Source organism: Klebsiella sp. TF21-TM (genome assembly GCF_019753495.1).
In the GTDB taxonomy this organism is placed as follows: Bacteria; Pseudomonadota; Gammaproteobacteria; order Enterobacterales; family Enterobacteriaceae; genus Klebsiella; species Klebsiella quasipneumoniae.
On sequence record NZ_JAIJYL010000008.1, the window covers coordinates 162,919 to 187,376 of the forward strand.

Below are 24,458 nucleotides of genomic sequence, written 5' to 3' on the forward strand. Positions count from 1 at the left end.
ATACCCCAGTTAAATAATAGAATTATCAGAACGAACATCGCATATAGTGAACGTCACGACGCCGATGACAGTAACATCGTCCAGGGCTGCACCCTCGATCACTTCACCATCTTCGGTAATCAGCGACCTTCCTCTCAGCGTGGCAAGTTCCGTCGCGCCTCCGTGCTGGATCAGAACCTGGCTCCCCTGTTTTGGCTTCAGGGAGATATCCAGCACAACGTAACCGCCAGACCGTTCGAAGAGCAACGTATTAGGCCCAACATTGCAGATCGAATTGACAGACAGTCGCTGCTCGACGTAATCCGTCGCGGGTGAAGGAAAGCCCATTAGATCACCCTCCCCATGTTGGCCATCATCCACAGCCTGTTTTCGCTATGGTCCGGCGTCTTATCGACAAAATACGTCTGTTCGCGTGCGATCCAGGAGTTCGCCTCCACCTCGGTAAAGTGAATGCCGCGCCGGCGAAGCGCAGTAACGAAGTCTCGGGTGTACAGGTACTGGTAGCCTTTGGCGTTGCACAATACCGCCTCGCGGAAAGCCGCGGCGATGTCTGACTCTCGAAGCATGATCTTCCCTCCGATAGATACTGTTTTTATATACAGTATTTTTCCCGGAGGTTCAGATCAAGAGAGATAGCGCCTATCAATTTTACCATCAGGCGCAACTCAATGATTATTTTGGCCCAGGCCAAATACCAGCCGCAACTCCCACTGAGTTCCTCAGCCAGTTCATCACCGCTGTCATATTGCTGCTGCCGACATTGCCGCTGTAAATCAATACCGCAGACAGGTCTATAGTGGCAGTTAAGAAATCCGTGTCTGAATAGGTTGTGCCAATCCTTAACGTTCTTGATGACACCGACCTTCCTGACATTACCACGTCAGTATGACCGGGGTCGGTTGTCTCGCTCATTGTCCAGGTACCAATGGTCAGCCCACTATCTGTGATTAGTGCCCCATACACGTGGTACCCGCCGGCTACAACATCAGTAGTCCTGCTGGCCTGAGTTACGGCATTTGCAGATGACTGCGCGTAGAAGGACACCTGAGCCGTAGACCCAGACCAGCGGTCCATCAGCGTATCGCCTGTGGTTCCGCTCCCGTCTTTCTGGTACGACGAGACGGCGATCCCTGTAACACCAGATGCAGGCTGACGCCCCATCGCTATAATCGTAACTGATGTCTGAGATGGAATTTGCGTGTCGTAATAACCAGCCCTAGTTAGAGTTGCATATTTGTTTTGCGTTGAAATTTCGCCAACTGGTAGCAGTGGCAATGAGTTATTAGCAAAATTGAATGTGGGGTCTGCATTTCTGCTGCCCAAAAAATATGAGCCCAGCAATCCTGTTTTATAAGGGACATCATTCATTATGCTGAATAACTCAAAATCGCTAACCAGCGGGCCATTGTAGAAATTAGCGCCAGGGATAACTAGAGCCATTATCTTATCTCCAGGAAATGTTCATTAATTTGATTCATGAGAAATCTCGCGCCATTTGCATTAAAGTGAAGAGCGTCGTTCCATAACCCTTGCGCATTGCTTTTTGCGTAAGGAACGTTCAGAAAATCAAACAAAGAATAGAATTCAACGCCTAAAGTTGTAGCCACTTCCTGCATTATATTTTTGAATTCAGATAGTGGGTTATCCCCTGTCGAGTTGGTCTGCGGAGGGGCCACCAGGATAATTCCAGAATCTGGACACGCCGCTTGCCACGACTGAACCCATAGAGTCAGGCTGATTTTGAAGGTATCCAATGATTCATTTAACCGATAATCATTAGTGCCAATTATCAGGACAAGCAGATCAGGATTAACAAACGACGCTGTCTGAGACAGATATGGCAAAGTTTTAACGTATTGCCCGGCAGTAATGCTGCCGTTACCCATTTTATTTATTTCAATACCATTACCTGAACCGACGCTGTAAAATCCATATATAACTACAGTTCCTACATTTCCTATCAGGTCGATGTTTATCGTCGTTGCCGAACTGATTGTAAGACCTGAAATCAATACGCTAACTATTGCATTAGTCCCACCTCCTGAAATCACCACCGGAGAGCCACCGTTAACTGTATAACGGAATGTTCCATTTCCGTCGTAGTAAAATATCCTGATTGATGTAGCAAACAGATTCCCGACGCTCATCACGGCTGCAGTGCCTGTCGCATAACAGTATTGACCGTCCATTGATGTTGGAAATGGCGGATTTGCCGTTGTTCCAGACGCATCATAAACAGTCCATCCGTTTTTGGTTAGCGTTACGTCATTTAACAAGCTGTTGCCAGTTACGTTCAACTGCAACCACCCCTCACCAGATTTACCATATTTCCCCTGTAGATAGGTGGCGAATTGCTGAGGGATAGCTCTGTTCTCTGCCCAGGAATCTCCGCTAAACCCAATTTTTAAATTAGTTGATACTGAATTATCTAATTTTGATTTTTTTGCACGATACAGCCAGAGTGTTTTACCTGAACTAACAACTTGTTGCGGTATTTTCGATAATGTTTCATCTACAATGGGCCCCGTAATATCCGGATGTAACGGGATGCTATTCCACAACCCATCCTCTTGCCAGGCAGCAGCGCGAGGCTGAGGTGAATTATCCATAATTAAAACGGTTTTGTTTGGCGCTGTCGTTGGGCTAGCCAAATTCTCAGAAACGAACTCCTCGCTAGCCATACCCTCCTGCACCTGATCAACTAAATCCTGATGTAACGGGATGCTATTTAATTTTCCTTCTTCCACCCAAATCGCAACGCGGGGATTGGCAGAGTCATCTATTATTAGCGGGGTCTTTTCTGGTGGTGAATCAATTATTTTTAATTGTTCCCTGGCAAAAGAGTCAACACTCTCAACGAAAGATTGAGATGGCATTTTACGGCCGGTTGCTGTCAACGTTCCGGAATTATTTATTACCTCAATGGCCAATGCGCTATCATCAGGGCTACGGTAAAATGCAGTAGAGCCTGACAGAATATTTCCAGCGTCTGCATCAGCCTGCGCAGCCGCCAGCGTAGGGAATTCGCGGATTGTACCTGTTATGGCCGCTGTACCAGGCTGCTTCGCCTGCAATACGGCCACGCCTGCTTTGTTTTGATACTGACATGCAGCAGAAAGCGCATCTGGCCCCTGGGCTACCCAGAAAGACTGGCCGTCAGTAGTCGCTGCTAAGCCTGCAATGGTGCCATCGGGATCGCTAGCGGTCTTATAGAACGTGAACTTATTCCGTGCGTAGTCAGAAGCATCACCTGCGTACTCTCCAGCCTGCTCCGCTGATGCAGCTGCCTGCTGGGCATATTGAGAGATAATGTTCAGCGTATCTGCCGTCATCATGTTGGCAACCATATCATTGGCCAGCCATGCGCGCGCCAGTGTTCCTTCCTGCGCACGTTCAATCGTGAAGATGTCCCCAGCCTTGGCTGTCACGTTCACGATCTCAACCTGTGAGCCAGTGGCGGCATCGGTGAGCGTAAGTTTAAAGTAGCTCTCGCCTGCCACAGCATCAGGGAACTCGGCACCAGTTCCAGCGCTAACGATCAGCGACGTGTCGGTAGCGCTGATAGCAGAAGCCAGCGTGCTTTCTGCGTTGTTTGTAGCCAAAAGGGTTAGTGCCATGTCTCCTCCGGGATATAGGCATAAAAAAACCCGCCGAAGCGGGTTATTTTTTGTTGATTACTCTTGTTTTAATATGCGTTTCGTATCGTTGTTGTTGCATCATCAATTCCGTTCTTGCTTAGAATCCAACATGATCTTGCAACATCAGCAAATTGACTTCTTACTTCAGGTGATAACCCTGGCTCTTGGTTAACGTCATTTAACATTTGCTCCAAAGAAATCCCTCGCCTCTGACCGATACCAGCAGCACGGCAAAGGTTCCTTATATACAAATCAAACTCAGCTTGGTCATATTTATTTCTGGCCATAACCAAGTAATAAACGCTATTGAGTTCATTCGATGCATTCATTACTTCCCTGCTTCTAACACATGAAACGTCTTTGTCGCACTTCTGATTATTTAGCCTATCAACCTCTTTTGAATAGTAATCATAAGTGCAACTTTCATCTTTTGAGTTGAAGCAGGTTAAAACAAGACCATTAAGAAATGCTTCATTCTCGCCATTCAAACCAATTAACTCATTCCTTATTTTTGGGAAATTTTGCAATTGATTATTATATGATGGCATCCATTTAATTAAGGCATCTCTTTTTTCTTGCAAAGTTTCAGCAGAAGAGAAATCTCTAGATTTTTTATAAGCATTCGTTCCACATCCAGCAAGAAAAAATGAAATTGTTAATACAAGTATCATTCTTTTCATAACGACCCCGGAGAATTTTATTGACTCATAAATTCTACACTATTAGTGCATTGCATCAATCAATAATCTCAACGGTTACTGTCTGATAGAAAGGCATGTGCAGCAGGCCGCTATCCATGGCCTGCTTGAAGAAAATGGCGAACTCGAAATCCTCGGTGATCACAAAGGCCGTGTCCTTCTGGTTGTACTTCCTGGAGTTATAGGCAGATGCGTTGTAGATAGCGCTCCGCGTGAACCTGCGGCGCCCCTTATAGATGGATATCACGATCCCGCCATCCACAAACTGGATCGATATACTCCACCGCTGGTCATTGAGGATATCGGTGCCATTCACTCCCAACAGGAACCGCAGAACACGCCGCTTTATCCATGGAATAGAGAAATAGAAGCCGTCACCTTTGTAAAAATTCCAGGTCATGATCCGCTTAAAAAGGTCATCGGAGACAACAACCTGGTTCGACTGGTCAATCACCCGGTACTCATTGAATGCCAGCTGGTTAAATTCGAAGGTGTTATATGGGCCTATCTCCTGCTGTTCGCTGCTGGAAATCACCGGCGGCAACACGCCATAAATGCCATGGGCAATCCATCGGAGTTGATCTCCGGTGTTGTAGTCACCGATGAAAATCGGCAGGTTGGCATTAACCATCCAGTCATAAATGCCCTGCGCCATCGAGTTATACGCAGTAAAAAACGCCCGCAGATTGTCATCGTCGTTGTATTGCGTATACATATACGACCGGATGATATCGTCCAGCATGCTACGCCCCTGTTACGATCACGCCATCCGACGCGATATAAAAATAACTGAACTTATCGCCGCTGATGATATTCGTCCCGGCATCCGGTGGCGTTATCACACCATTGATGGTGACCACGACGTTTAAAGTGCTGATCAGCCCCATGTCGATTGTCGAGTTAATCGCCTGTAAGAATGCGTCTTTCAGGTTGTTAACGTTCAGCGGTTTCCCGGCGAATATGCCATTCACATACTGAATCGTAGGCGCCGAGACCAGAGAGGCGACCGTGGCATCAGTCAGGTAGTTAACGCTTTCAGTGCCCCACTGATACGTCACTGTTACGCGCTGCAGCAATGGAGTCACGAATGGGATCACGTAATTATCAGGCCAGTCATTCACCGTCACGGTATTGTTTCTGACGTTCGGCGTCACCTCGCCGCCGCCTCCCCAGGTCCCGGATGAAGTGGTGTCAATCCCGATGGAAAACGTGTGAGGAGACAGTACCGTCACGGTCAGAGGGACGTCATTAATACCCGTCATCCCGGTAACGCCAGTGATCCGGATAACCTGACCGTCAGTGTAACCATGAGTCAGGTCTGTGCTGACGACGCCAGGATTTGCATTCGTGATCCCCGTTACGTTCAGTGAACACCCTTTCAGCCGGCTGATATCCCCCGCAGACTTATAGAGCGCGCCAGCAATATCGTAAATATCACCGCCGGCACACATGACTATCCACTTATCCCCGTCCTGAATGACAGAAACCAGGCGCGCCTGCACGTTATCAAGGCTGGTGAGATATTGCCGGATAAATCCAGGATATCCCTGAACGGTAGCCATCTGCGCCTGCCATACGCGATCACGAAACTGATAGTTCGTTTCTGGGTCAGCACCCGGAGTGCCGGCGATCGGGTTGGTGCAGGTAATGGTGACGTCAGACGGTAGACTGGATATGATCTGGTTAACCGTATTTACCTGCACCGCCCAGGTCCCGATCTCCGTTCCCTCGCATGATACGCTAGCAGATACACCGGACGACGAGATTATCGTCGCATCACTAACGGAATACGTATGTGTGCCATCAGAAACAATAAACCCCTGTGGGATAACAAATCCCGCGGGGCCGGAAAACTGAACCGGAACTGTTGTTGTGCCAGCCGTTTTCTGCCCAGGGATACCAGCCTGCTGTGCGAGAAGCTCCAGCATGGCCAGGTTAGCCTTTAGTGGCCCCACCGAGTTAATCAGGTCAACCCTCGCCTGATCGCAGACGATAAGTGCGCCGACATCAGTGCTGGCCACGTCTTCAATCAGAGAGCCAGGCAAATCCGTGGTGAGTCCCGGAGATAACGCAATTGCCTGTGAAACGAGCTGTGCTCTTAGTTCTTCCGGCGTCAGAGGAACCGGGCCTGCTGACGTATAGCTGACTGGTAAATCGCTCATACGGCCACCTGTGTAATTATTTTTGAACCTGCGTTTGTGATTGCCGAGATGTTATAAACAGGCGGGTCGTCGCTGATTAGTGCAATCTGCAGCGAGGAAAAATACTGGCTGAACTGTTTTTGAATACGGTTTACGTAATACGTCGGCAGGATTTGCTGGATCACCGACCCGGCGGCCGGTATTCCGTTGTTCGCATAAAAGGGCGACTCCTGCGGCGCCAGTTTCAGATTCTGGATCAGAGTGGTCAAATACACCGAGTCATTAAACCCATTTTCGTCGGTTTCCACCAGGACCCACTTCCCCTCAGAGTTTCGGCCATAGGTTCTCACTCGGTGATACTCCCGTTAAACGTTGAAGTCGGCCCCCCGGTATCATTTCCATCGTTGCCGTTTGAATGTTCATGGCTGTTCAACCAGGCCAGAAGCGATTGCCACCCGGCGTGCATGATTGCCGGGCTGGTGCTGGCCACAGAGTCCTGCAGATGCCCTGCCTCGCCTGAAATGCTCCATTTTGTCCCGATTAGTGAGATGACCGTCCCGCCAACGGTGACGGTGAAGCTGTCAGGTGTGGAAATAGCGATGCTGTCAGGCTTCAGGAGAAAAGTAGTATTGCTGCCGCTGTCGCGCAGCGTTACACCCTCCGGCCCGTATACCGTCACCACCTGTCCGTCGACGTCCTGCCACTCGGTATTGCTGATCGGCAGATAAACCAGTGCGCTGAGGTTCGTCGGCTGAGTCAGATCGGCAACGCCGCCACCCAGGCCGCTCATTCCGCCGATATAGGTATCAGCAGGGATCACAATCCCCCGATCTCCTGGCTGCATTGGATAGCGCACATACTCCGGGCCAAAGAGAGGAATGGTTACCTGTGGCAAGGTGAATGGGATATTAGTCAGGCTGAACGAGACAGTGATCATTTTCCCTGACTGCCTGACGACAGTTGCAGGCAATACCTTCCCGACCAGCTCCATTGCTTCGGCAATTTTCACTTCAGCGAAATTATTCATGCTCTTGGCGAAGTTAAGCCGCTGACTAATAGTCATGATCAGGCCTCCTGCGTCACATACGCCTCGAAGATGGTTACCCAGCTTGCAGCGTCTGGCTGCCTGCTGTTTCCTACACATCTGCAGGTCTGCACAGCGAACACGCCGGAAAAGGCGCTTTTATTGCGATACTGAGAATATGATGAGGCCTGCGTTACTGCCATTGCGCCTGCAGGCATCCTCACGTAGTCACCCACCTGAATATCAGCCCTCATTACGCAGGTGATCATTACCCGGTTGTATTCAATCCACACCGGCTGGCCGACGAGATCGGTAAACTCGAGCTGAATGGGAGTTTTCTTTTTCTCAGTAGCGGCGCTGTCCCATACCCTGATCTCTTTCCCCGGGAACATGGCCATTTCCACGCCGAGATAATTCTCATCACGGATAATGCTACGGCTCAGGTTTTTCAGGTTCGACGCAAGCTGCTGCATGGTCGAGCAGTAAATCGGGGAATCGTAGTTCAGAACAAGCAAATCGCTGATGTTGATATTTATTTTGTATTCCGGGAAAGCGCGTTGAAGCGCAAAAAACAGTGCCACAGACAGTTTTTGCCCCTTTATCCACGGCATTGTAATGTTCGCCGGCTTATCCACTGAGCCAGCCCCAGCCGTAATAATCATGTCCAGAGACAGATCGAGCCCCTGCCAGTTACCGAATGGTTGTTGAATAATGCCTTCCAGAATCATCCCGCTCTGGGAGGATTTGGCCAGCGGCAAACCTTTCGACATACCGACAAATCCCTTAATGGTCATGCCGAACATGTTTTGCTCTGCCTGCTGCATTTCTTTAATGCTGACGCCATACACCCTTACGAGACTTGACCCTATAGGCGTGGACATTCCATATCGCTGAATGTCGAACTCCACCATCAGGCATCCAGGGTTATAATTGCCATAGGCATCAAGGCTTTTGTATTGGCGGTATAACTTCCCTTTCTGGTCAAAAATCTGGAAATCGTAATACCTCATCAGCTGGTCACCTCAATTACGCCGTTTTGCTCCCGCCAGATCATGGTTGTTCCGGAGAAAACGCCAGCTATCAGATTTATACCGGTTCCATTGGTAGAGCCCACTGCGGGGGTGTTCAGAATGGTATTGCCGGAATTGTCGGTGATCAGGATGTACCAGCGTTGTGCAGCGATATTCCACTTCACCTGGCAGTTATAAACTGTTCCATCCAGTGTCGGAGTAAAAGCTACGCTCTCTCTTTCATTGCCGGTAAACGTGTAGGTATCCGTCGTCATAGGCCAAACTCCCCGCTCAGCTTACCGATGAGGCCTACTATGTCATTCGCGGCGCCTGACACGGTGCCGCCGAGAGAGGTATTCCCGAGGGCTGCGACAGTGTTTGTCCATGACGCATCCGTTTGCCGGGTTCCTCCATCGATTTTGCTCAGGAAACTGTTAACCGCCTGCTCGGCGCCTGTTTCAGATACCAGCGGCTGCTCAAAATCCCATAACCAGGATCGCTGAGGGACAGCCTCATTAAAACTGGTCATGTCCTTAACCGTACGCAATATACAGCCGCTATAAAACAGCGCTGGCGTAGCGACGATATAGGTTCCGCCAAGGTTTGCATGCGCCTGCAGAACAGCTTGCAGCGCACTGAGAGTGACGAATTTCGTCATCGCTCCAGTATTTTCATTCACCGGAGCATCCATCATCAACGCAATGCGCAAAGGCTGAGCAAGTAGCGCGTTAGCGGCAACGGTCTGGTTAGCAAACGGATATTTGGCGATGTCGTAATCGACCATCGCCCCGCCCTGAACCGGCTTCCAGTGGCAAAAATATTTATCGAGGTCAGTAAGGTTGAATGCGCCGCCCAAAAGCCCTGTGACAAAGCTCGCGCTCTGCGTCAAAGCTACAATGGGCAGCATTCCGCCGGGGATGCTCTGCGCAATCCCGTTGCACAGAATCACCGGCGAGACTTCAAAACCCAGCTTATACAGTTCGCGAGTGAATCCCATATCTATCGCACTCCGCTAAGAAGGGCGCCGGAGACAATGGCGTTCCCGCCCGTGTTGTTGTAAACGACGATCTCCCTACCGCTATTACCGTGGTTATCGACGATCTGCTGCAGGAGCTGGTTAGTTTTCGAGGTATTTTTGGCAATCTCTGAACTATCGACGCCAGAAGCGTCATTGTTCTTCGGTGCGCCATACATCGCAGCATACTTTTCCCTGATTCTTCCGGGATAAGCCCTGTTTTCTGCACTACCGCGGCGGCTTCCGCCGTTGTAATAACGCAGCGCCTCGTCGAGATCACCATTCGCGCTCTGCATCGACCAGGAGAAAACTCGGGCTCCAGCCATGATGTTGTCCCGCGGGTCAAATGGATTCTCTCCCGGCAGGAAGTTGCCGGGCATCACCTGCATTAACCCTTTGGCTCCCGCCTTGCTGACAGCATTTTGGTCCCAAGAGGATTCCCCCGCGGTAATGGCTTTAAGCCAACGCGGGTCGACGTTGTACTTATTGGCTGCATCAAGGAAATACTGGTCATACTCCTTCGGCGCTGTTCCGCTCCAGCTGTAGAGGTGGCGAGTCAGCCATTTCGAAAATGCTGGCGTGTTAGGATCGCTGAGACCGCCTTTTACGAAGTGGTTTCCGCCGGCATCGGTCTGGACGTCATTATTCAGGAATGAGGACCCGGACTTGATATCGTCCATCGCCGACGATCCGCCATCGAGCCAGCCGAGCACTTTCATGATGACGCGCCCCAGCCGCTCAACGCCCGACATAAACGACTCAACGTCGCTTTTGAACGTCGGCGAAGCCAGGTAGTTACCGAACCGCTCAATGCCAACGGCCAGCGCATCAATCCACTTGCCGAGTTCGGGGGATCTCAGGACGGTATCGATCGCGCCTGACAGCGCATCAGACAGCTTGCTCAGTTGCGGCGTGAGCGGCCCCAGGCCACGCACAAACGTGTTTCTGATACTCTGGCTGCTGTAGTCGAGCTGGACGTTAAAATCCTGCCACTGGCGCGCCTGCTGGTCGGTAATTTGCAACATGCGCGCATCCTGCTGCGCGCGCTTCTCCATGGCGGTGATCTCCTCATCGCTCATGTTTTTGAAGCGGTTCAGGTCGTCCAGCGTAAAGAAGTTTGTCAGGCCGTGCGCCTGTGCGCCCTGCAGCGTGCTGCCGTTCTGCACGAAGATATCACGGGCGTTGCGGATCATCTGTGGGAGCAGTTTTGCAGGGTCCTGGTCGGGATTGTTAATCCCCATCGCCTGAAACGTCCAGCGCTTCGACAGGTCCATTTGTGAATCGCGGATAGCGCCCAGCGTCCCCGCCGGATTACCCAGCGCTTTCTGGTAGTTTATGGCGGTGGAATCAAGCGCGCCGATACTCGTCCCGAGTCCGAGAGAAGTAAACCGCTGGGCGCCGGTGGTGGCCGCCAGGCGGTTGATGCCAAACAGGCCGCCAACGCCCAGGACGCCGGTAAATATCCCGACAATGCCACCCCAGGACAGAAGGCTGGCTGTTGCCTCCTTGATATGCCCTGCCAGCGATTTAGCGTCTTTCGTCGCATCGCTGAGGAAGCCCTTCGCAGATCGGGTGCTTTTATTGAATTCGTCCTGCTTTTTCTTCGAGTCTTCCAGGTTGGTATTGAGCCGATCGATACCGCTGTTGATGGTCAGAATAGCATCGGCCACGGCATTAAACTCCGCGCCTAACCCCTTCGCCTCGCCTTTGGCCTTTTCGGTCTGCTTGCTGCTTTCGCCAATACCAACGGCAGCTACCCGCCAGGCTTCCGGTAAATCATCCAGCGCGCTCTGGTATTCGCGAAACCTTTCCATAAACGCGACAAACTTGTCGTCATTTACGTCAATGTCGACGATCGACTTAGCTACCATTGAAGAAACCTCTTTCTTTGAGCGCGGCGAGAAGGTAGCGCTGCCGGTACTGCGCCGGGCTGGCATACTCCTCGCCGGTGATCTCCCTTATCACCTGCCAGAAGCCCTCATTAGACGCCCAGTCTAAGAGGGTATAAATGACGTTTCCGGCGGGGCATTCTGGGTCGGGGTATCGGTAACCGGCTTCGACGTCTGCAACGAATCGCGGAACGCCGTAACGCTCGATGAGGTTAGTTGCCCATCGTACATTTTGATCACCGTTCCCACGGTCGGCGCGATCAGGTTTGCCTTCTGAATAGCAGAGGAAACCATAAAAAAAACCACTTCGCCTTCGACCTCGCGATACTCGTCAGGGTCGATAATCCCCTGATTGAATGCGACTTCAAGAGGCGTAGTTTTCCACTGGCCGCCGACGTTGTGGATAACGACCGTCAGTCGCTGAATTTCATCAACGATGTTCGGGCCAGTCCGACCGTTATCAATTTCCGCTTTCAGGCTCTGCCTCAGCATCATCGCGGCGATTCTGGCGGCGCCAAGACCACCAACCTGCGAGATGAATTTGGTGAACAGGTTCCCCAGCAGGATGCAGTGTTCTTCCACCACCTCATAGGGGAACGGCGTCACATGCAGGTAGACGATCGAGCCGTCTTCGCGGGTAACGCTGGTGACCAGATTCAGTTTCTTGTCAATTTTCATGCATTACACCCACATGTTGTCGTTGGTGACCATATAGCCACTGATGGTTACCACAAAAGCCGGGTCCATCCCGCTGAAAGCCAGCTCGTTGAAGTTGACCAGGTAGCAGTTGAGCAGCGTGATATTGCCGAACGTCGTTGCATCCGGCGTCACCACGATTTCACCCAGCGACGTGTCGGTTAAAAAGCGCTGCCGGTAGCTTTCGCCCAGTCCCTGAGTTTTCAGGAGATGCACGGTCAGCGTTACCTGCTGATACGGTGCCTGGCTGCCGACGGTGCCGGTCATCGTAGGGATGATGTCGGTCGCCGGGCCGTCCGGACGCAGGCTAATGCCGTCCTTTGCCAGGTACGACGCCGAGACGTTCAGCGCCGGTGTGTCCGTGACGGAAAGAGCCCCGCGTACGCGGTTAAGGAAGCCCTGCGGTACTAATGGGTTCGCCATTTTTTACGCCCCTACAAAGTTGCTTACGTTCACGTTAAACGTGAGGGATTCAAAGCCGCGGCGCGGCGTCGTGACGGCGCTCAGCCCGTTATATTTGCCCTCCTGGTAGTCGGAGGGGTTCAGACTGTTGTAGTTACTGAACGGCACGGCGTTGATCACGGCGTTGCCGGCGTAAGTGCCTTTGTCATACTCGGTGTTGAAATCTTCCTGCGTCAGTTGCGTGTCGATGACGCGACCGAGGATCAGCCCGTAGCTGATGCCATTACGCAAGGTTTTCAGAGCGCGACGCTGCAGGCGGTCAATGCCCTTCTGCTCGTAGTACAGCGGGTTAACGGTCGTGTTGGAGCCGTTGATGATTTCATTTGCCAGGTCGAGCTCAAGGTTGATCGCCGTCCACGCCACCGAATACCAGTAGTTGAACGGGTTACCGTCGAGCATGCGGCCGGTAAACAGCACTTTGTTGCTGAGGCCACCTTCGGCGCCGGTGCCGATGTAGTTGATGTTGTTGTCCTGCAGCGACTTCAGCAGTGCGCTGTTCCCTTCCAGCGGGTACGCGGTCAGGCCGTACATAAAGCGGTACGACATCGGCGGTACCATGTTGCTCGACCCCGGGTCGTTCGCCAGGGATGACTGGAACGGGCCGGCCATGGAAAACTCGCTTGCTGGAATGTCCGGAGCCTCGACGCCGGACAAGACAGTTTTGTATTTCGTCGCCACCCAATCCAGATAGGTCGCGATCGTTGTGGTGACGAAGAAGTAAACCAGACTTCCCGGCGAGGTATAGAGGCTGGTCAGGGTTTTAAATTCATCGACAGAGTCCCATTCACGCGGCACCAGATAGGAGAAAAACTTCTGGTAGGTGTTACCCATGGAGACGTCTTCAGCGATGAAGGTTGTCAGTGCTGCGACAGCTGCCTCCATGGACACGGCACCAAGCTCCAGAACATAAACAGCCCGCGTTTTACCCTGGGCCCAGAACGAGGTATTCATCTGTGAAATTTCGGTCTGTACTACCGTTTTTACCGTACCCATTGCCGTTGCGGTGCCGGGGTTGGTCGTCAGCGGATAGGTGAAGGTGTTGGCACCTGTCACCGTAGCGGTATAGGCGCCATTGTATCCCGCTGGAGTCGCGCCGGAGATGATCACCGGGACCTGTGATCCGTTAGTCCAGCCATGAGCGGCTGCCAGCGTGACGGTTACCACGCCAGTAGCCCAAACGAGCGTCGAGATGGTTTTCGCCGGCGCGAGGATGTCGGCCAGGTCGGTTTCACTGGTCAGCAGCTGATATTCACCGGCATTCAGCGTCGTGCCGCCCATAGAAATCATCGCCCCGGTCTTTAACAACTGCGAGGGCTTCGGCGGATTCGTCACCGACACGTTAATATTAACAATTGCCATTTACTTATTTCTCCGGGTCAATGGACGGAATTGCAGACGTGATCAGCTGGCGCGCTAAGTTACGCATCCGTTGCTGGTAATAATTGATTTTGAATTTGATGGTCTTACGCATGGCGATGATGTTGAGCTCGTTCTGAGTGACTCGCTCATCCTGCACGACGGGAATATTCATGATCCCCATCTCCGGGGCATCGCCGGTCGTGTATTCCTGCACATACCGCACAAAGTCTTCAATGCTGGCGTTACGCAGGCCGGTGACCGAAAGCGTCACATCTTCCGATACCAGCTGATACTGGTTTTGCTTCTCGTCCAGATAGAACGCGCCGGCGATCGGTGACGTGTTACTGCATTTCACTGTCGCATAGGGCGGCGAAAGGTTCTGCGTTGAGAGCATCGCCGGGAACATCGGCATGTACTGATTCAGGGCCAGCCAGATCGGCAACGAGCTCGACACCACTACGTCAGAGAGGTCTATGTCATCCGCAGAGTTGATGATCTGCGACCGCATGTGCGGGAAAATCGCCTCTCCGGTGTAGTGGTACAGGTTCGCCGGTTCATTCAGCCCGGTACGCCGGGAGAAAGAGAACTGCACGCCAAAAAACTCGCCGATGTACAGCACCTCTGACCCGATGTCGTTAAACGGGTCGATGTCCGCCTGCGCGGTGAACGTCACCACGTTGCGATCGTACAGCTGCTCGTCGTCCTGAATGGTTTCTGTCGTCAGGTGCAGATAGCCCTTCACATCAACCGTATCCGGCTCATTGTTCGGATCGTCAGACAGAACCGAGGCTTTCACCCAGAACACGAATCCATCGAGCGGAAGCACCTTTCTAATGTACTTCGTGAACGTCACCACCTGGAACCGGCTCAGATCATCCAGCCCCTGCGTCAGGGTAGCGTTAAGCTCGGTTTTGGCGTTCTGTAACTCACTCAGGGAAGGCATTCAGCACCCCGCTTACCCAGGCACGCATAGCTGCCTGATAGGTTCCTGTGTCAATGAACGAAGGGCGCGGCGGCCCCTTTTTGCCTTTAAAGCGCTTCGATATACCCTCAAGCGCGCGGCGCGTTGGAACACCAGGGAGGCCGTTCATCTCGGTGTTATCGAGGAAACCGACAAAGAGATCGTGAACTTTGGACATTGACTCAGCGAGCGGGTCTTTGGCCGGCGGCGCGCCGGCGAACATGTTTTCAAGCGCTGCGGCGAGGTCTTTGCTCATCAGCTCAGCGATGTCGTTCCCGTAGCGGTCAAAGAACGTCTGCATAATCTGATACCTTGCTTCCAGCTCTTCCGCTACGCTCCCCGTCGTGGTGTCCTCGCCCTCGTAGGGGATATCGATAACGCCCAGATGAAAGGTGATCATGACAAGCCCCACAGACTCCCGAACTGCTGAGCGATCATCAGGTAGCGGCGCCCCCACGGGTCCTGGAGCATCTGCAGGTCTGCCAGCGACAGGTCTTTGAAGAAATCAGGTACCAGGCGCTGTGCGCTGGTAGAGTTATCCCCTGCTCCGGTGATAACCCCGGCCTTGAAGTCATTCAACCCATACTGGCTACGGAAATTGGCGAACACGGCCTCTGTCCCGTAATTGATGAGAAACGACGCCCCAAGGTTATAAACCGCGATGCTGTACATGTTCGGCATAACGCACGCGATGTCAGGGTTTACCCATTCAACGGCGCCGCCATAGGCGAGAGAAAAAGACGGCGAGTCGTCGGGAACCTGGTCGGGGGTGATGCCCATATCAGATCGAACGAATTCGATAAATCCCGACAGACTGGTGGTCATTTCTTCTTGCTCCCGGCTTTCGGCGTGACAATTTTCTCGTTGATGGTCGGATCGTCAGAATGGTCATCGCGCCCCTTGGCCTGTTCTGCGCTGAATTCCATGTCACCCTCGTAGCCGATACCGCTTTCGCGCAGTGTGTTATCCAGCGCAGCGACGGATGCCTGCCGGCGGTTATGAGCGCCGCGGGTCAGATGGCCATCGTTATCGCGAATGGTTTTCTCAATAACGCTGGCGGAAACGGGTTTGTTGATGCTGTAACACAGGCCGACAAAGGCCTGGCTCTGGTCGATTTTGGTTGAGTCAACCAGGCCGTAAACCTGATGATGCTGAATAACCGCTTCGACTTCTTCAGTCGAGCCATCCAGAACCTGCATTTGCGAACCGTGCTCAATGGGGATCTGGCGGAGGCGCCCGGTTTCCAGCTGGCGGAAGGTGAAGATGTGGCGCTGCTTGGTAGTGTTGGCGATGTACAGTTTCATTGTTTACCCTCGTAAAAAAGCCCCTGCACAGCGAACCATGCAGAGGCTTAAGCACTTCTCAATTTCGCGTTTTAGGAGCTGTATGCCATCGACAGGATGGTGATAGCTTCCGGACGGACTGCCCAGCCAGCCGTAGAGCGCATTTCTGACAGCACGTCGATAGCGCCCCCGGGGATTGGTGTCGGGATTTCCATCGGTGCCGCCATGTCGGTGAACATCAGGGCATTCGCCGCCAGAGACGGGCTCAGTTTGGCGAATTCGTTGGTGTTTACGGTGGCGTTAACCATCGGCACTTCCACTTCCGGGATGGTGATAACCACCGCGTCAGTACCGCCGGCACCGGCGCCGATCAGCGTGTCGTCGTACACCCAGTCAACCTGAACATTCGCGCCACGGAGAACCTCTTTCACGGTGCCGCCGACGGTATCAGTACCGCCGCCAGGACGCTGATAAGAGGTCAGCTGAACGATCTGCTGAATCTCCATCGCGCCCAGCACGCGCTGCGGCCCGAGGATAACAACACGCTGCTGGCGACCCAGTTGCATGGTGCGGGTCAGCGCGGCCTGTACATGGCCCAGCAGATAGACAGCCATCTGTCCATGGTCGTAGGTCAGCACAGTGGTGTTGCTGTTGCTGTCCGGCGGCAGGGTTTCGGTGGTCGCGCCTGCTGTGTTCAGCAGACCTTCGCCGCCCGCCGGGTTCATGCCGTACAGCAGCGCAGAGCGCAACTGCTGGAAGATGCCCTGTCGCATGCCGAGACGCTGAGCTTCTGGCAGAGCCATGTTCCAGTTACCGGCCGCCGCGACATCATGATGATCGTAAATGCCGCGGCAGCGGAACAGATACGTCGGGGTCTGGATCATCTTCGCATCCAGCGCCACGCTCGGCAGCTGGTTGGCGTTGCCTGACTGGCTGGAGGTCACCTGGGTGCGGATATCCAGGCGGCGCATATAAACGTACTGGTCGCCTACGCCAAGGCGGACCTGCGGGTTACCGCTGGCGATGGTTTCGAACGCACCGGACGCCTGCTGGTAACCAATGATCAACTCCGGCGCAATATACGACGGGTTGACGATGGTGTAGCTGGGGGTAATTGCAGCCATTTAAAGCTCCCGATTAAAGTAAGACCAGCGCGCAGCTGTCGGTGTTGTTCCAGGTAAGGAAGCCCGTAGCGCTGTCATAGCTGACAGTTTTAGAGTTCCCGCTCTCGATGGAGATGACTTTCACCGGCAGGGTGATGTCTGCCTGAGCCACAGCACCGATATTGCCCTGCGTGGTCGCTGAGCCGCCCGGCGCGCTGGCAGGCGCATAGGTGAAGGTTGTCGCATTCGGCACGGTCAGCACAACGACGGTGCCGTTATAGGCCGCTGGAGCTACGCCGCTGATCTTCACGTACTGGCCTGCAGTCAGCCCATGCGCGGAGGCGGTGGTGGCGGTGGCCACGCCGTTCGAATAGGTAACAGCGGTCGTGGCAATGTCAGCACCGGCAAAAGCCGCCGCGGCTGCGGTGGTGACCTGGTTATTGACGAAGTCCCACGCCAGCGGCGTTTTCACCGATGCGCCAGCGGTTCCCAGTGCGACCACCTGCGCTGATGCTTTCAGCGGCACGCGCATGTTGGAGCCAAGGCGGTAGAATGAAACGCTCATGCCGGACGCATACAGCGGAACCGGCGATTGCGGAGTGGTAAGCCCGTTGTGGGCCTGGTTGAAGACGGTGAAGCCCTCGAGCTCAGCCAGTGACACAGCGCGACGAATAGTAGACCCGCGAGGACTGGAGTTCACGCCGGGAAGCAACTCGGCAACCGGCAGACCGCCCCACAGCGGTTTAGTTTCGGTGGCGGCGACGGTACCGGACGCCAGATTAAAGCGGTTTGCCGGATCATCCAGAGCAACGCCCTGAATGAAGCCATCAGACTGCACACCGAAGGAACCAGCGGCATTCGTGGTCGCCATCGGGTTAAGAGATAAATTAGCCATGCTTCAGAGCTCCCGTTAAGCCTGGTTGTTAAAACTGGTGACCTGACGCTTGCCATACTGGAACGGCGCCCAGGTGACGGCGGGATCGCCTTCAAAGGTGCTGATCTGGCGACCGGTAGCATCGGCGCGCTTAATCTCGCGCAACTGCCCAGGACCAACTGACAGGCTGGCCGCTTTCTGCGCATCAGCGTAGATATGCTTTTCGGCCGTGCTCAGCAGTTGCGAATCAGCGATGGCAGAGAGATCGACGGCTTTGTAGTCCGGCGAATGCTCCTGCAGTTGAATCATCAGGCGGCGGCGATACGCCATCGGTTTTTCACCGGACAGCGGGATCGGGGCGCGCTTGCCAAAGCTGGAGAAGACGCTGTCTGCTTTCACCTGCGCTTCTGCAACTTCGTTGCGCTCTTCGTCGCTCAGTTCGGTAGGAATGCGGGAGCGCAGCTCTGCAATTTCCTGGAGCAGTTGAGAGTCGGCTTTTTCTTTTGCCATTTTCTCAGCCTCTTCGGCATCTGCCTTTGCTTTGGCTTCAGCATCAGCTTTTTCCTTCGCGGCTTTCTCTTCCGCGTCGGCTTTAGCTTTCGCCTCTTCCGCTTCTTTGTCTTCTGCGTCCGCCTTCTCTTTCTTGGCGGCCTCTTCGGCGTCAGCCTTGGCTTTCGCTTCCTTCTCTTCGTCGGCCTTAGCCAAACGCGCATCGATCGCCTTATTAATCAGCGCTACGATTTTTTCCTCGTCCATCTTTTCAGCCTCTTCAGGAATGGAATCAGATTTAACACCGGTAGGGGCAAGGAGCTTGTCCCACACGCCCTGTTCACAAATTGCAACGTGGTCGAGCAGCTCGGGGGATGGCTCCACCAGTAGAGGCTGACCGTCGACAATGATTGATTGAGCAACCTCTGAGAACTTCACAGTTGGCGAGGTGCTTAATTGCCTTGTTGCCATAATTTCAGCAGCTTCGGCGTCGTACACACGCGCAACGGCCCACACTTCGCCCTTATCGGCAACCCAGGCATTTGTCAGGGTGCCAATAACGCGCTTTGAGAACTCGTCGCTATCAAGTGTTCTTTTTTCGGGGTGAAGCCAGATTAGTGGTACGCCAGCTACCCGCTGGAGAAATTCAGGGGTGAGATAGTCATCCGGGTTACGGAACGTCATCTCCTGATCTGCAGATCGCCAGGTAACCCCTGTTCCTGTCACCCGGATGGCGAACATCCACATGTTGTAAAAATATTGCGGGCTGCTGAGCGTTCCGTCAGCGATGAGCGCGGCCACGTCGGTTTCATTGAGCGCCTGCTGCGCCAGCATTTCAGCGAATGGCTGATGAAGCGGCTTTGGCAGATCGTCAATATGGAACCATCCGGCGGCCAGCGATTCGTCGTTTATCTTCGCTTCGAACTGCTCTGGCACGTCGGCGCGGTAGGTCAGGTAGTCACCATGTACGCTGTGCGGCGTCAGCGGGCCATCGTACTGATAGCCTGTTTCCTCCAGCACCTCGCGCCGTGCGGCGTCTACGGCTAACTCTCCCGGCTCTATCGTCCCGCCCGGCTGGCACCATGTGCCATCATCCGAGCGCTGGATCAGGAAGACGAACTTCCCCTGACGGAACATTATCCCGCTGCCAAAAATAGCCACGCTTTAATGCTCCTATGCTGCTTTCATGGACTCTAGGAACTTGCGGCCCTTCTGGGTCAGCATGTCCTCGGGAATGCTGCGGAGGTTGTACAGATAGGTGACGTAGCACCGACAGAAAACCTCTTCGCCAGGCTGTGTGATTTCGTCGAGATAGCCGGCGGGGCCAACTTTGACATAGCCATTTTTCTGCGCCCAGTTTCCGCGGATTAGATAGACCAACTTGTCACGCTCCTTGTGGTCTTCCCGGTAATCGTATCCCGGCTGGCGCCAGTGGCTATGCCATTCGGCAGCAATCGCGTTGTTGCTCGTCGCGATGATGTTGTCGATATTGGCGATCAGCTTATGACTCTGGTCAATCATCACGCGGCGCGCTTCGTAGTCCACCGTCTCGGCGGCCTTCTGAATGTGCTCCGCTGTCTCCCTCATCGTTCCCTGAATGCCTGTCAGCGCAATGCTGTCGGCAGAGGGTATGCTGCTGGCCCATCCACTAAACCGCGACAGAGTAGTGTCAACGGCTTTCTTGCGATTCAGCTTTATCAGGTCAGCGCTAGCCATGATGCGGCGATCCAGCTCGCTGCGTAACTTCGGCTCCATGTAGTTCAGCGTGAAGCGTGAAAGCCCCCTGTGGCGCTCCAGCGCTCCAGCCTTGCTCACCTGCAGGTCATAGGCCTTACGCAACCGATCCGACACCATGCTCATGTAGTCGTCATCAGTTTCGCTTTCAGCTGCCTGCCGGATAATGGCCTGCCATTGCTCAAGCTCCTGCCGCGAGGTGTAGCCATTGCGCAGAAAGAACTTCACCGCCTCGCGTACGGTGCGCGTGAAAGTCTTCATAGCATCATCCCGCCACCGGGATCTTCTCCCTGCGGCTGCTGAGGTCGGTTAGCCTTTAACGATTCGATATCGAGATCGAGACGCTGCGGGAACAGGCTTTCGTTAGCGTTCGCGTTGGTTTGCGCCCACTCGATAAGCAGAGAGCGGTTTTCATCATCCGTGTTGACCTGCGGAAGCAGCACTTCCAGCATGCTGACGATCGCCTTAAACCGGATTTCGTCGACCTTCACTTTTTCGCTTTCCGGCTCTTTCAGGGATGACGGCCAGCGATATTCGAAGTTGTTAATCCACGATGAGAAGTACAGGCTGTAGGTGTTTTTCAGATCCGGGAAGTCAGCACGCAGCGACTGGAAGAACTCAATGCTCCAAGCGCGGTACTGGCAAATGCGGATGAAATAGTCATACAGCGGCTCAAGCCATTCGCGGATATTGTCGATGTAGACCGCAACCGATCGAGCATCTTCCGTCCCCTCACCGAAGCCCTGGGCGAATGTTTCCGAGTTCAGGATGATAGCCGGCATATCAGCTGCCGCCGCGATGTTCTCCAGAATGTGATTCCTGGAGGAGTCGAGCGGCTTTTCCAGGTTGCTCAGGTCGATGGATTCGATGCTGTCATTTGCGCCGATCTGCAGGACTTCGCCTGTCTTCCCTCGCTTCAGCATCATTCGTTTGATGCCGCTGAGCTTCTGCATCATGTTGTTGACGACTGAGCTCGGGCCCTGAATCTTCGTTACCAGCAAGCCACCCTTCACGGAAACCATGTCGTCAGTGCGCATGGTCTGGATGAAGGATTTCAGCGGGAACAGCGCACGCTGGTATACGCTGCGACCGGTAAAGCCAAAGGCCGCAGAGTTATAGGCCAGATAAATAGGGTCCTCGTTCTGCTGCACGACGCAGCGGGATTTGTGATACGGCTTGCCCGCCACCCTGATCCCGTCGACCTTCTGAAAGTCCTGCGCGTTCGGGTCCTGATTCAGCACGATGCTCCCCGCGGTGTTCAGCGGGTCGAGAATGTTGAATGTCACGTTGTGCTTATACAGCGTGCGGTAGTCCACCGCAGAGGACGGCTCCTGGTTATCAACCAGCATTGCGATCGCCGAAACACCGTAAATGCGAGAGATGCGCGCCGCATTAGCGATGTGCTTATCGGCGCCAAGTGCTTTCCACTCCCGCTCAAACGCATCGCGGAGACGCTGCTCAATGCCATACGCCTGCGAAATGTGAACGGTGCGCGATTCGTTCATCGCCATCTTGATCGGGCGATCCACCATTTTCCCGCCCAACGGGTGGAAGAGGTAAATCGTTTTGCAGGTCTGATAGCCAGCCGACATACCCGGCTGAATGTCATCGCTATCCAGGAGCGTGATCAGCTCCGGCGAGCAACTGCCGATTGCGATATCATCTTCGTTCATTGGTTTTCTCGCTAGAGTGCGTCGCCGCTACCGAACGCGATAATCAGCCCGTAGGTATAGCAGTCGAGCAAGTCGTCGGCGCGCTTGTGCGCTTTCTTATCGGCAAGGTGGAATCGGGATACCTGCTTATGCAGATGGTTTGCTGTTTCGCCTTTAAATACGGCCGTTTTCATGAATGCATGCTTGGAGATTCTCACCAATTCACGATAGTGGTAGGGAGACGCCATAATTGCGCGCTCGTCCTTCCCTTTGCCGGTGAGTTCGGATTCAATTTTGTTGACCGGCCATCCCAGGCTTTCGCCTTTCTGCAGGAGGATGCTGCCCATGCTGGCGTCTTCAATGAAAACGCCGAGACTGCCATTTACAGCGACGCACTGGCCGGATAGCTCATTCAACCGGGTGAAAACTGACGGAATCCACTCTTCCAGCAACGCGCCGTCGATCTGCACCACATCCCAGTCGAGAATGGTCAGGCGCTGAATGCCGGGCCTGGTGTCGACGGCGTAGTAAACCACCGCCGTGCCGTCGTGCTCAGTGCCGCCCTTAACGGCGGTATCCATGACAGCGAAGACGGCCTGGCACATCTCAGGGTAATCGACAGGCTGATCCTGGTTTTCACCCTCGAACCATTTGCGGACGTCGAACAGCGACGCAGCGGACCAGTCGACGAACTCGGCCAGGAACTCCTGCCGGAAAACGCGAGGATCGTTGTTCTGCCGCTCTTTCTCCAGCTCCTCGGGAGGAACGAAGGGGTTTGATGACGTCGGAGCATGATGCTCATGGAAGCCGAGGTCTTTGTTATGGCAGATGGCATAGAAGAAGTTTTCTTCGTCCACACCGTCAGGCGTTGAGAATACGTAGGCCCGGCCCTTAGTCGTCAGCAGCGTCGGCTTAATCGACTTAGGCCAAATTTCCTTCAACATTTCAGGCGACTTGGTAAACGCCGCCTCATCGATCAGGATAATTTCGTACTCACGACCACGACCGGCCAGTTTGTTGTCGTTGGTGACCCAGAAGTCAATCTTCCCGCCGTTCTTCAGCAGCAGGCGCTTTTCCTGCCGGCTGAAGCTCTTTTTCAGCGGCAGCAGGATTTCTTCCAGCTTGTCGTAGATCTCCTGATACTGGCGATACTCGGCAGTGAAGATACCGACCCGCCCGCCCAGCTCGATGTCCATGCCCGGGCGCCGAAACTGCGACGTTGCGTAAGTCACCGCAGCGCTCGACAGCATGAAGGTTTTCCCCCAGCGTCGACCACAGCGAACCGCATTCAACTGGTGATCCCAGGAGTCAGACCAGACCGTTAACTGCCCGTTGTGTAGCGTGGGTAGGTAAATGTCGGCCATGATTTATCTTCCCGGGATTGGCAGCGAGTTATGCACGACGATCGCGTTATCCTTGTCGCCGTCTTTCAGCACATCGATTTCCCGCTTGAGTTTCTCGTTTTGCAGCTCAAGACGCTCTATATCAAGTTGAGCCTGGCGCTCACTGGTCGACCGCAAAAGGATAAGGCGAGCAAGCTCTTTCCGGGCGCTATCCTTATCCGCTGTCAGGATTTCTATCCCGAACTTGCCCAGCTTCACACCCTGCAGCAGATAGCGAGCGTCACCCTCAAGATCGCGAGTGTCAGCAAAGAAAGGCTCTCCTACCCCTTCGCCATTACAGCGAGGGCACTCTGGATTTGGATCGGCGTTGTCGACAAAGCCAATTCCGCCGGATGTATCTGGCGGCGCGGCGCCATCCGATTCAGCCTTGCGCTCAGCTGATAGCTGCTCTGCGATATCACGCCATTGATACTTATGATCGCTTCCCCAGCAGTACCGGCAGTTAACGCGACGGTATTGAGATATCTCGTTTGGGTCAGCGTTAATGATTGCGGTCAACTGGCCGATCACATCATCGAGTTCTGCAGCGTATCGCTTCTGTCGCTCATTACGCAGGTGATGCACGTAGCGTGAAACCTTAGGGTTTCTGAGGAGCTGACTTGCAGTCACATAGGCGGCATTTCCCGTCCCCGCATAACCGGCAAGGCGATATGCATCTACGCGGGTTTTTCCATCGACGACGTGTTGTGCAAATATCATCTGCTGGTCGGAAAGCCCGAAATCATCTGGCGCAGAAGGAGGAGGCGTTGAGAACTTTGACGCAGTTTTTTTTTGCGCCTCAGGCTCTGGCTTTACGCTCATTTTCGCATGATCTGCCTTCTGCGAATTCGCAGATTTGTTCGCAGTTTTTTTTTGCGAATTCGCACCGTAAGTCGTTACTTTGATATAGCGTTTCGCAGATGAGTAATTCAGTCCCTGCGCTGCGCACCAGTCTTTCGGGGATATTCCTGTTTTGGCATGCTCGGCGAGGAACTGGTGTTGCAGTGCTCCCCAGTCCGGTTTTGCCATAGTCCTTACCTCGTTGTGA

The 24,458-nt window shown here is 53.7% G+C and carries 27 protein-coding genes; all 27 read right to left on the reverse strand.

Annotated elements, in window-relative coordinates; all coding sequences use genetic code 11:
• Positions 1 to 9: 9 nt before the first annotated feature.
• The 27 genes from K5R89_RS10265 to K5R89_RS10395 all read right to left on the reverse strand — a co-directional run bounded on the left by K5R89_RS10265 (position 10) and on the right by K5R89_RS10395 (position 24,439).
• Positions 10 to 327, reverse strand: a complete 318-nt coding sequence (locus K5R89_RS10265) for a hypothetical protein (RefSeq protein ID WP_217259346.1) — start codon at positions 325 to 327, stop codon at positions 10 to 12.
• Positions 327 to 566 carry a hypothetical protein gene (locus tag K5R89_RS10270; RefSeq protein WP_217259347.1) on the reverse strand — a complete coding sequence of 80 codons (240 nt, stop codon included), beginning with the start codon at positions 564 to 566 and terminating at the stop codon, positions 327 to 329. Before K5R89_RS10270 ends, K5R89_RS10265 begins: the two co-directional genes overlap by 1 nt.
• A 106-nt stretch (positions 567 to 672) precedes the next feature.
• Positions 673 to 1,440, reverse strand: a complete 768-nt coding sequence (locus K5R89_RS10275) for a hypothetical protein (RefSeq protein ID WP_217259348.1) — start codon at positions 1,438 to 1,440, stop codon at positions 673 to 675.
• Positions 1,440 to 3,617 (reverse strand): SGNH/GDSL hydrolase family protein, encoded by a 2,178-nt coding sequence (locus K5R89_RS10280; RefSeq protein ID WP_217259349.1) that lies wholly within the window; start codon positions 3,615 to 3,617, stop codon positions 1,440 to 1,442. Before K5R89_RS10280 ends, K5R89_RS10275 begins: the two co-directional genes overlap by 1 nt.
• Positions 3,618 to 3,685: 68 nt before the next feature.
• Entirely contained in the window at positions 3,686 to 4,318 is a 633-nt protein-coding gene (locus K5R89_RS10285; protein WP_217259350.1) for a hypothetical protein, read from the reverse strand.
• Between the two features lie 55 nt (positions 4,319 to 4,373).
• Positions 4,374 to 5,078: a hypothetical protein gene (locus K5R89_RS10290; RefSeq protein ID WP_065801578.1), complete on the reverse strand. Its 705-nt coding sequence runs from the start codon at positions 5,076 to 5,078 to the stop codon at positions 4,374 to 4,376.
• Between the two features lies 1 nt (position 5,079).
• Positions 5,080 to 6,498 carry a ubiquitin-activating E1 FCCH domain-containing protein gene (locus K5R89_RS10295; protein ID WP_217259351.1) on the reverse strand — a complete coding sequence of 473 codons (1,419 nt, stop codon included), beginning with the start codon at positions 6,496 to 6,498 and terminating at the stop codon, positions 5,080 to 5,082.
• On the reverse strand, positions 6,495 to 6,827 hold the full coding sequence (locus K5R89_RS10300; RefSeq protein ID WP_004884185.1) for a hypothetical protein: 333 nt from the start codon (positions 6,825 to 6,827) through the stop codon (positions 6,495 to 6,497). The genes K5R89_RS10295 and K5R89_RS10300 overlap by 4 nt, the downstream gene beginning before the upstream one ends.
• On the reverse strand, positions 6,824 to 7,540 hold the full coding sequence (locus K5R89_RS10305; protein WP_217259352.1) for a hypothetical protein: 717 nt from the start codon (positions 7,538 to 7,540) through the stop codon (positions 6,824 to 6,826). Before K5R89_RS10305 ends, K5R89_RS10300 begins: the two co-directional genes overlap by 4 nt.
• A 2-nt stretch (positions 7,541 to 7,542) precedes the next feature.
• The gene (locus K5R89_RS10310; protein ID WP_217259353.1) at positions 7,543 to 8,511 is read right to left on the reverse strand and encodes a hypothetical protein; all 969 of its coding nucleotides are present in this window, start codon (positions 8,509 to 8,511) and stop codon (positions 7,543 to 7,545) included.
• Positions 8,511 to 8,786: a hypothetical protein gene (locus K5R89_RS10315; RefSeq protein ID WP_060656995.1), complete on the reverse strand. Its 276-nt coding sequence runs from the start codon at positions 8,784 to 8,786 to the stop codon at positions 8,511 to 8,513. The genes K5R89_RS10310 and K5R89_RS10315 overlap by 1 nt, the downstream gene beginning before the upstream one ends.
• Positions 8,783 to 9,508, reverse strand: a complete 726-nt coding sequence (locus K5R89_RS10320) for a hypothetical protein (RefSeq protein ID WP_217259354.1) — start codon at positions 9,506 to 9,508, stop codon at positions 8,783 to 8,785. The genes K5R89_RS10315 and K5R89_RS10320 overlap by 4 nt, the downstream gene beginning before the upstream one ends.
• 2 nt (positions 9,509 to 9,510) lie before the next feature.
• Complete coding sequence (locus tag K5R89_RS10325; RefSeq protein WP_254242814.1) at positions 9,511 to 11,397, reverse strand: lytic transglycosylase domain-containing protein; 1,887 nt, start codon at positions 11,395 to 11,397, stop codon at positions 9,511 to 9,513.
• A gap of 123 nt (positions 11,398 to 11,520) precedes the next feature.
• Entirely contained in the window at positions 11,521 to 12,093 is a 573-nt protein-coding gene (locus tag K5R89_RS10330) for a hypothetical protein (protein WP_060656993.1), read from the reverse strand.
• A gap of 3 nt (positions 12,094 to 12,096) precedes the next feature.
• A complete protein-coding gene (locus K5R89_RS10335; protein ID WP_000013026.1) occupies positions 12,097 to 12,534 on the reverse strand; it encodes a hypothetical protein in 438 nt (145 codons plus the stop codon).
• Positions 12,535 to 12,537: 3 nt separating this feature from the next.
• Complete coding sequence (locus K5R89_RS10340) at positions 12,538 to 13,932, reverse strand: hypothetical protein (protein WP_217259356.1); 1,395 nt, start codon at positions 13,930 to 13,932, stop codon at positions 12,538 to 12,540.
• A 4-nt stretch (positions 13,933 to 13,936) separates the two neighbouring features.
• Positions 13,937 to 14,875 carry a hypothetical protein gene (locus K5R89_RS10345; protein WP_217259357.1) on the reverse strand — a complete coding sequence of 313 codons (939 nt, stop codon included), beginning with the start codon at positions 14,873 to 14,875 and terminating at the stop codon, positions 13,937 to 13,939.
• Complete coding sequence (locus K5R89_RS10350; protein WP_108704892.1) at positions 14,859 to 15,293, reverse strand: hypothetical protein; 435 nt, start codon at positions 15,291 to 15,293, stop codon at positions 14,859 to 14,861. Before K5R89_RS10350 ends, K5R89_RS10345 begins: the two co-directional genes overlap by 17 nt.
• Complete coding sequence (locus K5R89_RS10355; protein ID WP_065801574.1) at positions 15,290 to 15,718, reverse strand: hypothetical protein; 429 nt, start codon at positions 15,716 to 15,718, stop codon at positions 15,290 to 15,292. The genes K5R89_RS10350 and K5R89_RS10355 overlap by 4 nt, the downstream gene beginning before the upstream one ends.
• A complete protein-coding gene (locus K5R89_RS10360; protein WP_017898838.1) occupies positions 15,715 to 16,197 on the reverse strand; it encodes a hypothetical protein in 483 nt (160 codons plus the stop codon). The genes K5R89_RS10355 and K5R89_RS10360 overlap by 4 nt, the downstream gene beginning before the upstream one ends.
• A gap of 71 nt (positions 16,198 to 16,268) precedes the next feature.
• A complete protein-coding gene (locus K5R89_RS10365; RefSeq protein ID WP_217259358.1) occupies positions 16,269 to 17,300 on the reverse strand; it encodes a DUF2184 domain-containing protein in 1,032 nt (343 codons plus the stop codon).
• A gap of 13 nt (positions 17,301 to 17,313) precedes the next feature.
• Complete coding sequence (locus K5R89_RS10370) at positions 17,314 to 18,174, reverse strand: hypothetical protein (RefSeq protein ID WP_217259359.1); 861 nt, start codon at positions 18,172 to 18,174, stop codon at positions 17,314 to 17,316.
• A gap of 15 nt (positions 18,175 to 18,189) precedes the next feature.
• Complete coding sequence (locus tag K5R89_RS10375; RefSeq protein WP_217259360.1) at positions 18,190 to 19,803, reverse strand: NUDIX hydrolase; 1,614 nt, start codon at positions 19,801 to 19,803, stop codon at positions 18,190 to 18,192.
• Positions 19,804 to 19,815: 12 nt separating this feature from the next.
• The gene (locus K5R89_RS10380) at positions 19,816 to 20,637 is read right to left on the reverse strand and encodes a hypothetical protein (protein ID WP_217259361.1); all 822 of its coding nucleotides are present in this window, start codon (positions 20,635 to 20,637) and stop codon (positions 19,816 to 19,818) included.
• Positions 20,634 to 22,049, reverse strand: coding sequence for a phage portal protein (locus K5R89_RS10385; RefSeq protein ID WP_217259362.1), 1,416 nt, complete (start codon positions 22,047 to 22,049; stop codon positions 20,634 to 20,636). The genes K5R89_RS10380 and K5R89_RS10385 overlap by 4 nt, the downstream gene beginning before the upstream one ends.
• Positions 22,050 to 22,060: 11 nt before the next feature.
• On the reverse strand, positions 22,061 to 23,392 hold the full coding sequence (locus K5R89_RS10390; RefSeq protein WP_217259363.1) for a terminase family protein: 1,332 nt from the start codon (positions 23,390 to 23,392) through the stop codon (positions 22,061 to 22,063).
• A gap of 3 nt (positions 23,393 to 23,395) precedes the next feature.
• On the reverse strand, positions 23,396 to 24,439 hold the full coding sequence (locus K5R89_RS10395) for a terminase small subunit (RefSeq protein WP_217259364.1): 1,044 nt from the start codon (positions 24,437 to 24,439) through the stop codon (positions 23,396 to 23,398).
• Between the last annotated feature and the right edge of the window lie 19 nt (positions 24,440 to 24,458).

What these genes read in the sequence shown, in the direction of transcription:
- K5R89_RS10265 (WP_217259346.1), bottom strand. Translation starts at nt 327, where the DNA reads ATGGGCTTTCCTTCACCCGCGACGGATTACGTCGAGCAGCGACTGTCT.
- K5R89_RS10270 (WP_217259347.1), bottom strand. Translation starts at nt 566, where the DNA reads ATGCTTCGAGAGTCAGACATCGCCGCGGCTTTCCGCGAGGCGGTATTG.
- K5R89_RS10275 (WP_217259348.1), bottom strand. Translation starts at nt 1,440, where the DNA reads ATGGCTCTAGTTATCCCTGGCGCTAATTTCTACAATGGCCCGCTGGTT.
- K5R89_RS10280 (WP_217259349.1), bottom strand. Translation starts at nt 3,617, where the DNA reads ATGGCACTAACCCTTTTGGCTACAAACAACGCAGAAAGCACGCTGGCT.
- K5R89_RS10285 (WP_217259350.1), bottom strand. Translation starts at nt 4,318, where the DNA reads ATGAAAAGAATGATACTTGTATTAACAATTTCATTTTTTCTTGCTGGA.
- K5R89_RS10290 (WP_065801578.1), bottom strand. Translation starts at nt 5,078, where the DNA reads ATGCTGGACGATATCATCCGGTCGTATATGTATACGCAATACAACGAC.
- K5R89_RS10295 (WP_217259351.1), bottom strand. Translation starts at nt 6,498, where the DNA reads ATGAGCGATTTACCAGTCAGCTATACGTCAGCAGGCCCGGTTCCTCTG.
- K5R89_RS10305 (WP_217259352.1), bottom strand. Translation starts at nt 7,540, where the DNA reads ATGACTATTAGTCAGCGGCTTAACTTCGCCAAGAGCATGAATAATTTC.
- K5R89_RS10310 (WP_217259353.1), bottom strand. Translation starts at nt 8,511, where the DNA reads ATGAGGTATTACGATTTCCAGATTTTTGACCAGAAAGGGAAGTTATAC.
- K5R89_RS10315 (WP_060656995.1), bottom strand. Translation starts at nt 8,786, where the DNA reads ATGACGACGGATACCTACACGTTTACCGGCAATGAAAGAGAGAGCGTA.
- K5R89_RS10320 (WP_217259354.1), bottom strand. Translation starts at nt 9,508, where the DNA reads ATGGGATTCACTCGCGAACTGTATAAGCTGGGTTTTGAAGTCTCGCCG.
- K5R89_RS10325 (WP_254242814.1), bottom strand. Translation starts at nt 11,397, where the DNA reads ATGGTAGCTAAGTCGATCGTCGACATTGACGTAAATGACGACAAGTTT.
- K5R89_RS10330 (WP_060656993.1), bottom strand. Translation starts at nt 12,093, where the DNA reads ATGAAAATTGACAAGAAACTGAATCTGGTCACCAGCGTTACCCGCGAA.
- K5R89_RS10335 (WP_000013026.1), bottom strand. Translation starts at nt 12,534, where the DNA reads ATGGCGAACCCATTAGTACCGCAGGGCTTCCTTAACCGCGTACGCGGG.
- K5R89_RS10340 (WP_217259356.1), bottom strand. Translation starts at nt 13,932, where the DNA reads ATGGCAATTGTTAATATTAACGTGTCGGTGACGAATCCGCCGAAGCCC.
- K5R89_RS10345 (WP_217259357.1), bottom strand. Translation starts at nt 14,875, where the DNA reads ATGCCTTCCCTGAGTGAGTTACAGAACGCCAAAACCGAGCTTAACGCT.
- K5R89_RS10350 (WP_108704892.1), bottom strand. Translation starts at nt 15,293, where the DNA reads ATGATCACCTTTCATCTGGGCGTTATCGATATCCCCTACGAGGGCGAG.
- K5R89_RS10355 (WP_065801574.1), bottom strand. Translation starts at nt 15,718, where the DNA reads ATGACCACCAGTCTGTCGGGATTTATCGAATTCGTTCGATCTGATATG.
- K5R89_RS10360 (WP_017898838.1), bottom strand. Translation starts at nt 16,197, where the DNA reads ATGAAACTGTACATCGCCAACACTACCAAGCAGCGCCACATCTTCACC.
- K5R89_RS10365 (WP_217259358.1), bottom strand. Translation starts at nt 17,300, where the DNA reads ATGGCTGCAATTACCCCCAGCTACACCATCGTCAACCCGTCGTATATT.
- K5R89_RS10370 (WP_217259359.1), bottom strand. Translation starts at nt 18,174, where the DNA reads ATGGCTAATTTATCTCTTAACCCGATGGCGACCACGAATGCCGCTGGT.
- K5R89_RS10380 (WP_217259361.1), bottom strand. Translation starts at nt 20,637, where the DNA reads ATGAAGACTTTCACGCGCACCGTACGCGAGGCGGTGAAGTTCTTTCTG.
- K5R89_RS10385 (WP_217259362.1), bottom strand. Translation starts at nt 22,049, where the DNA reads ATGAACGAAGATGATATCGCAATCGGCAGTTGCTCGCCGGAGCTGATC.
- K5R89_RS10390 (WP_217259363.1), bottom strand. Translation starts at nt 23,392, where the DNA reads ATGGCCGACATTTACCTACCCACGCTACACAACGGGCAGTTAACGGTC.
- K5R89_RS10395 (WP_217259364.1), bottom strand. Translation starts at nt 24,439, where the DNA reads ATGGCAAAACCGGACTGGGGAGCACTGCAACACCAGTTCCTCGCCGAG.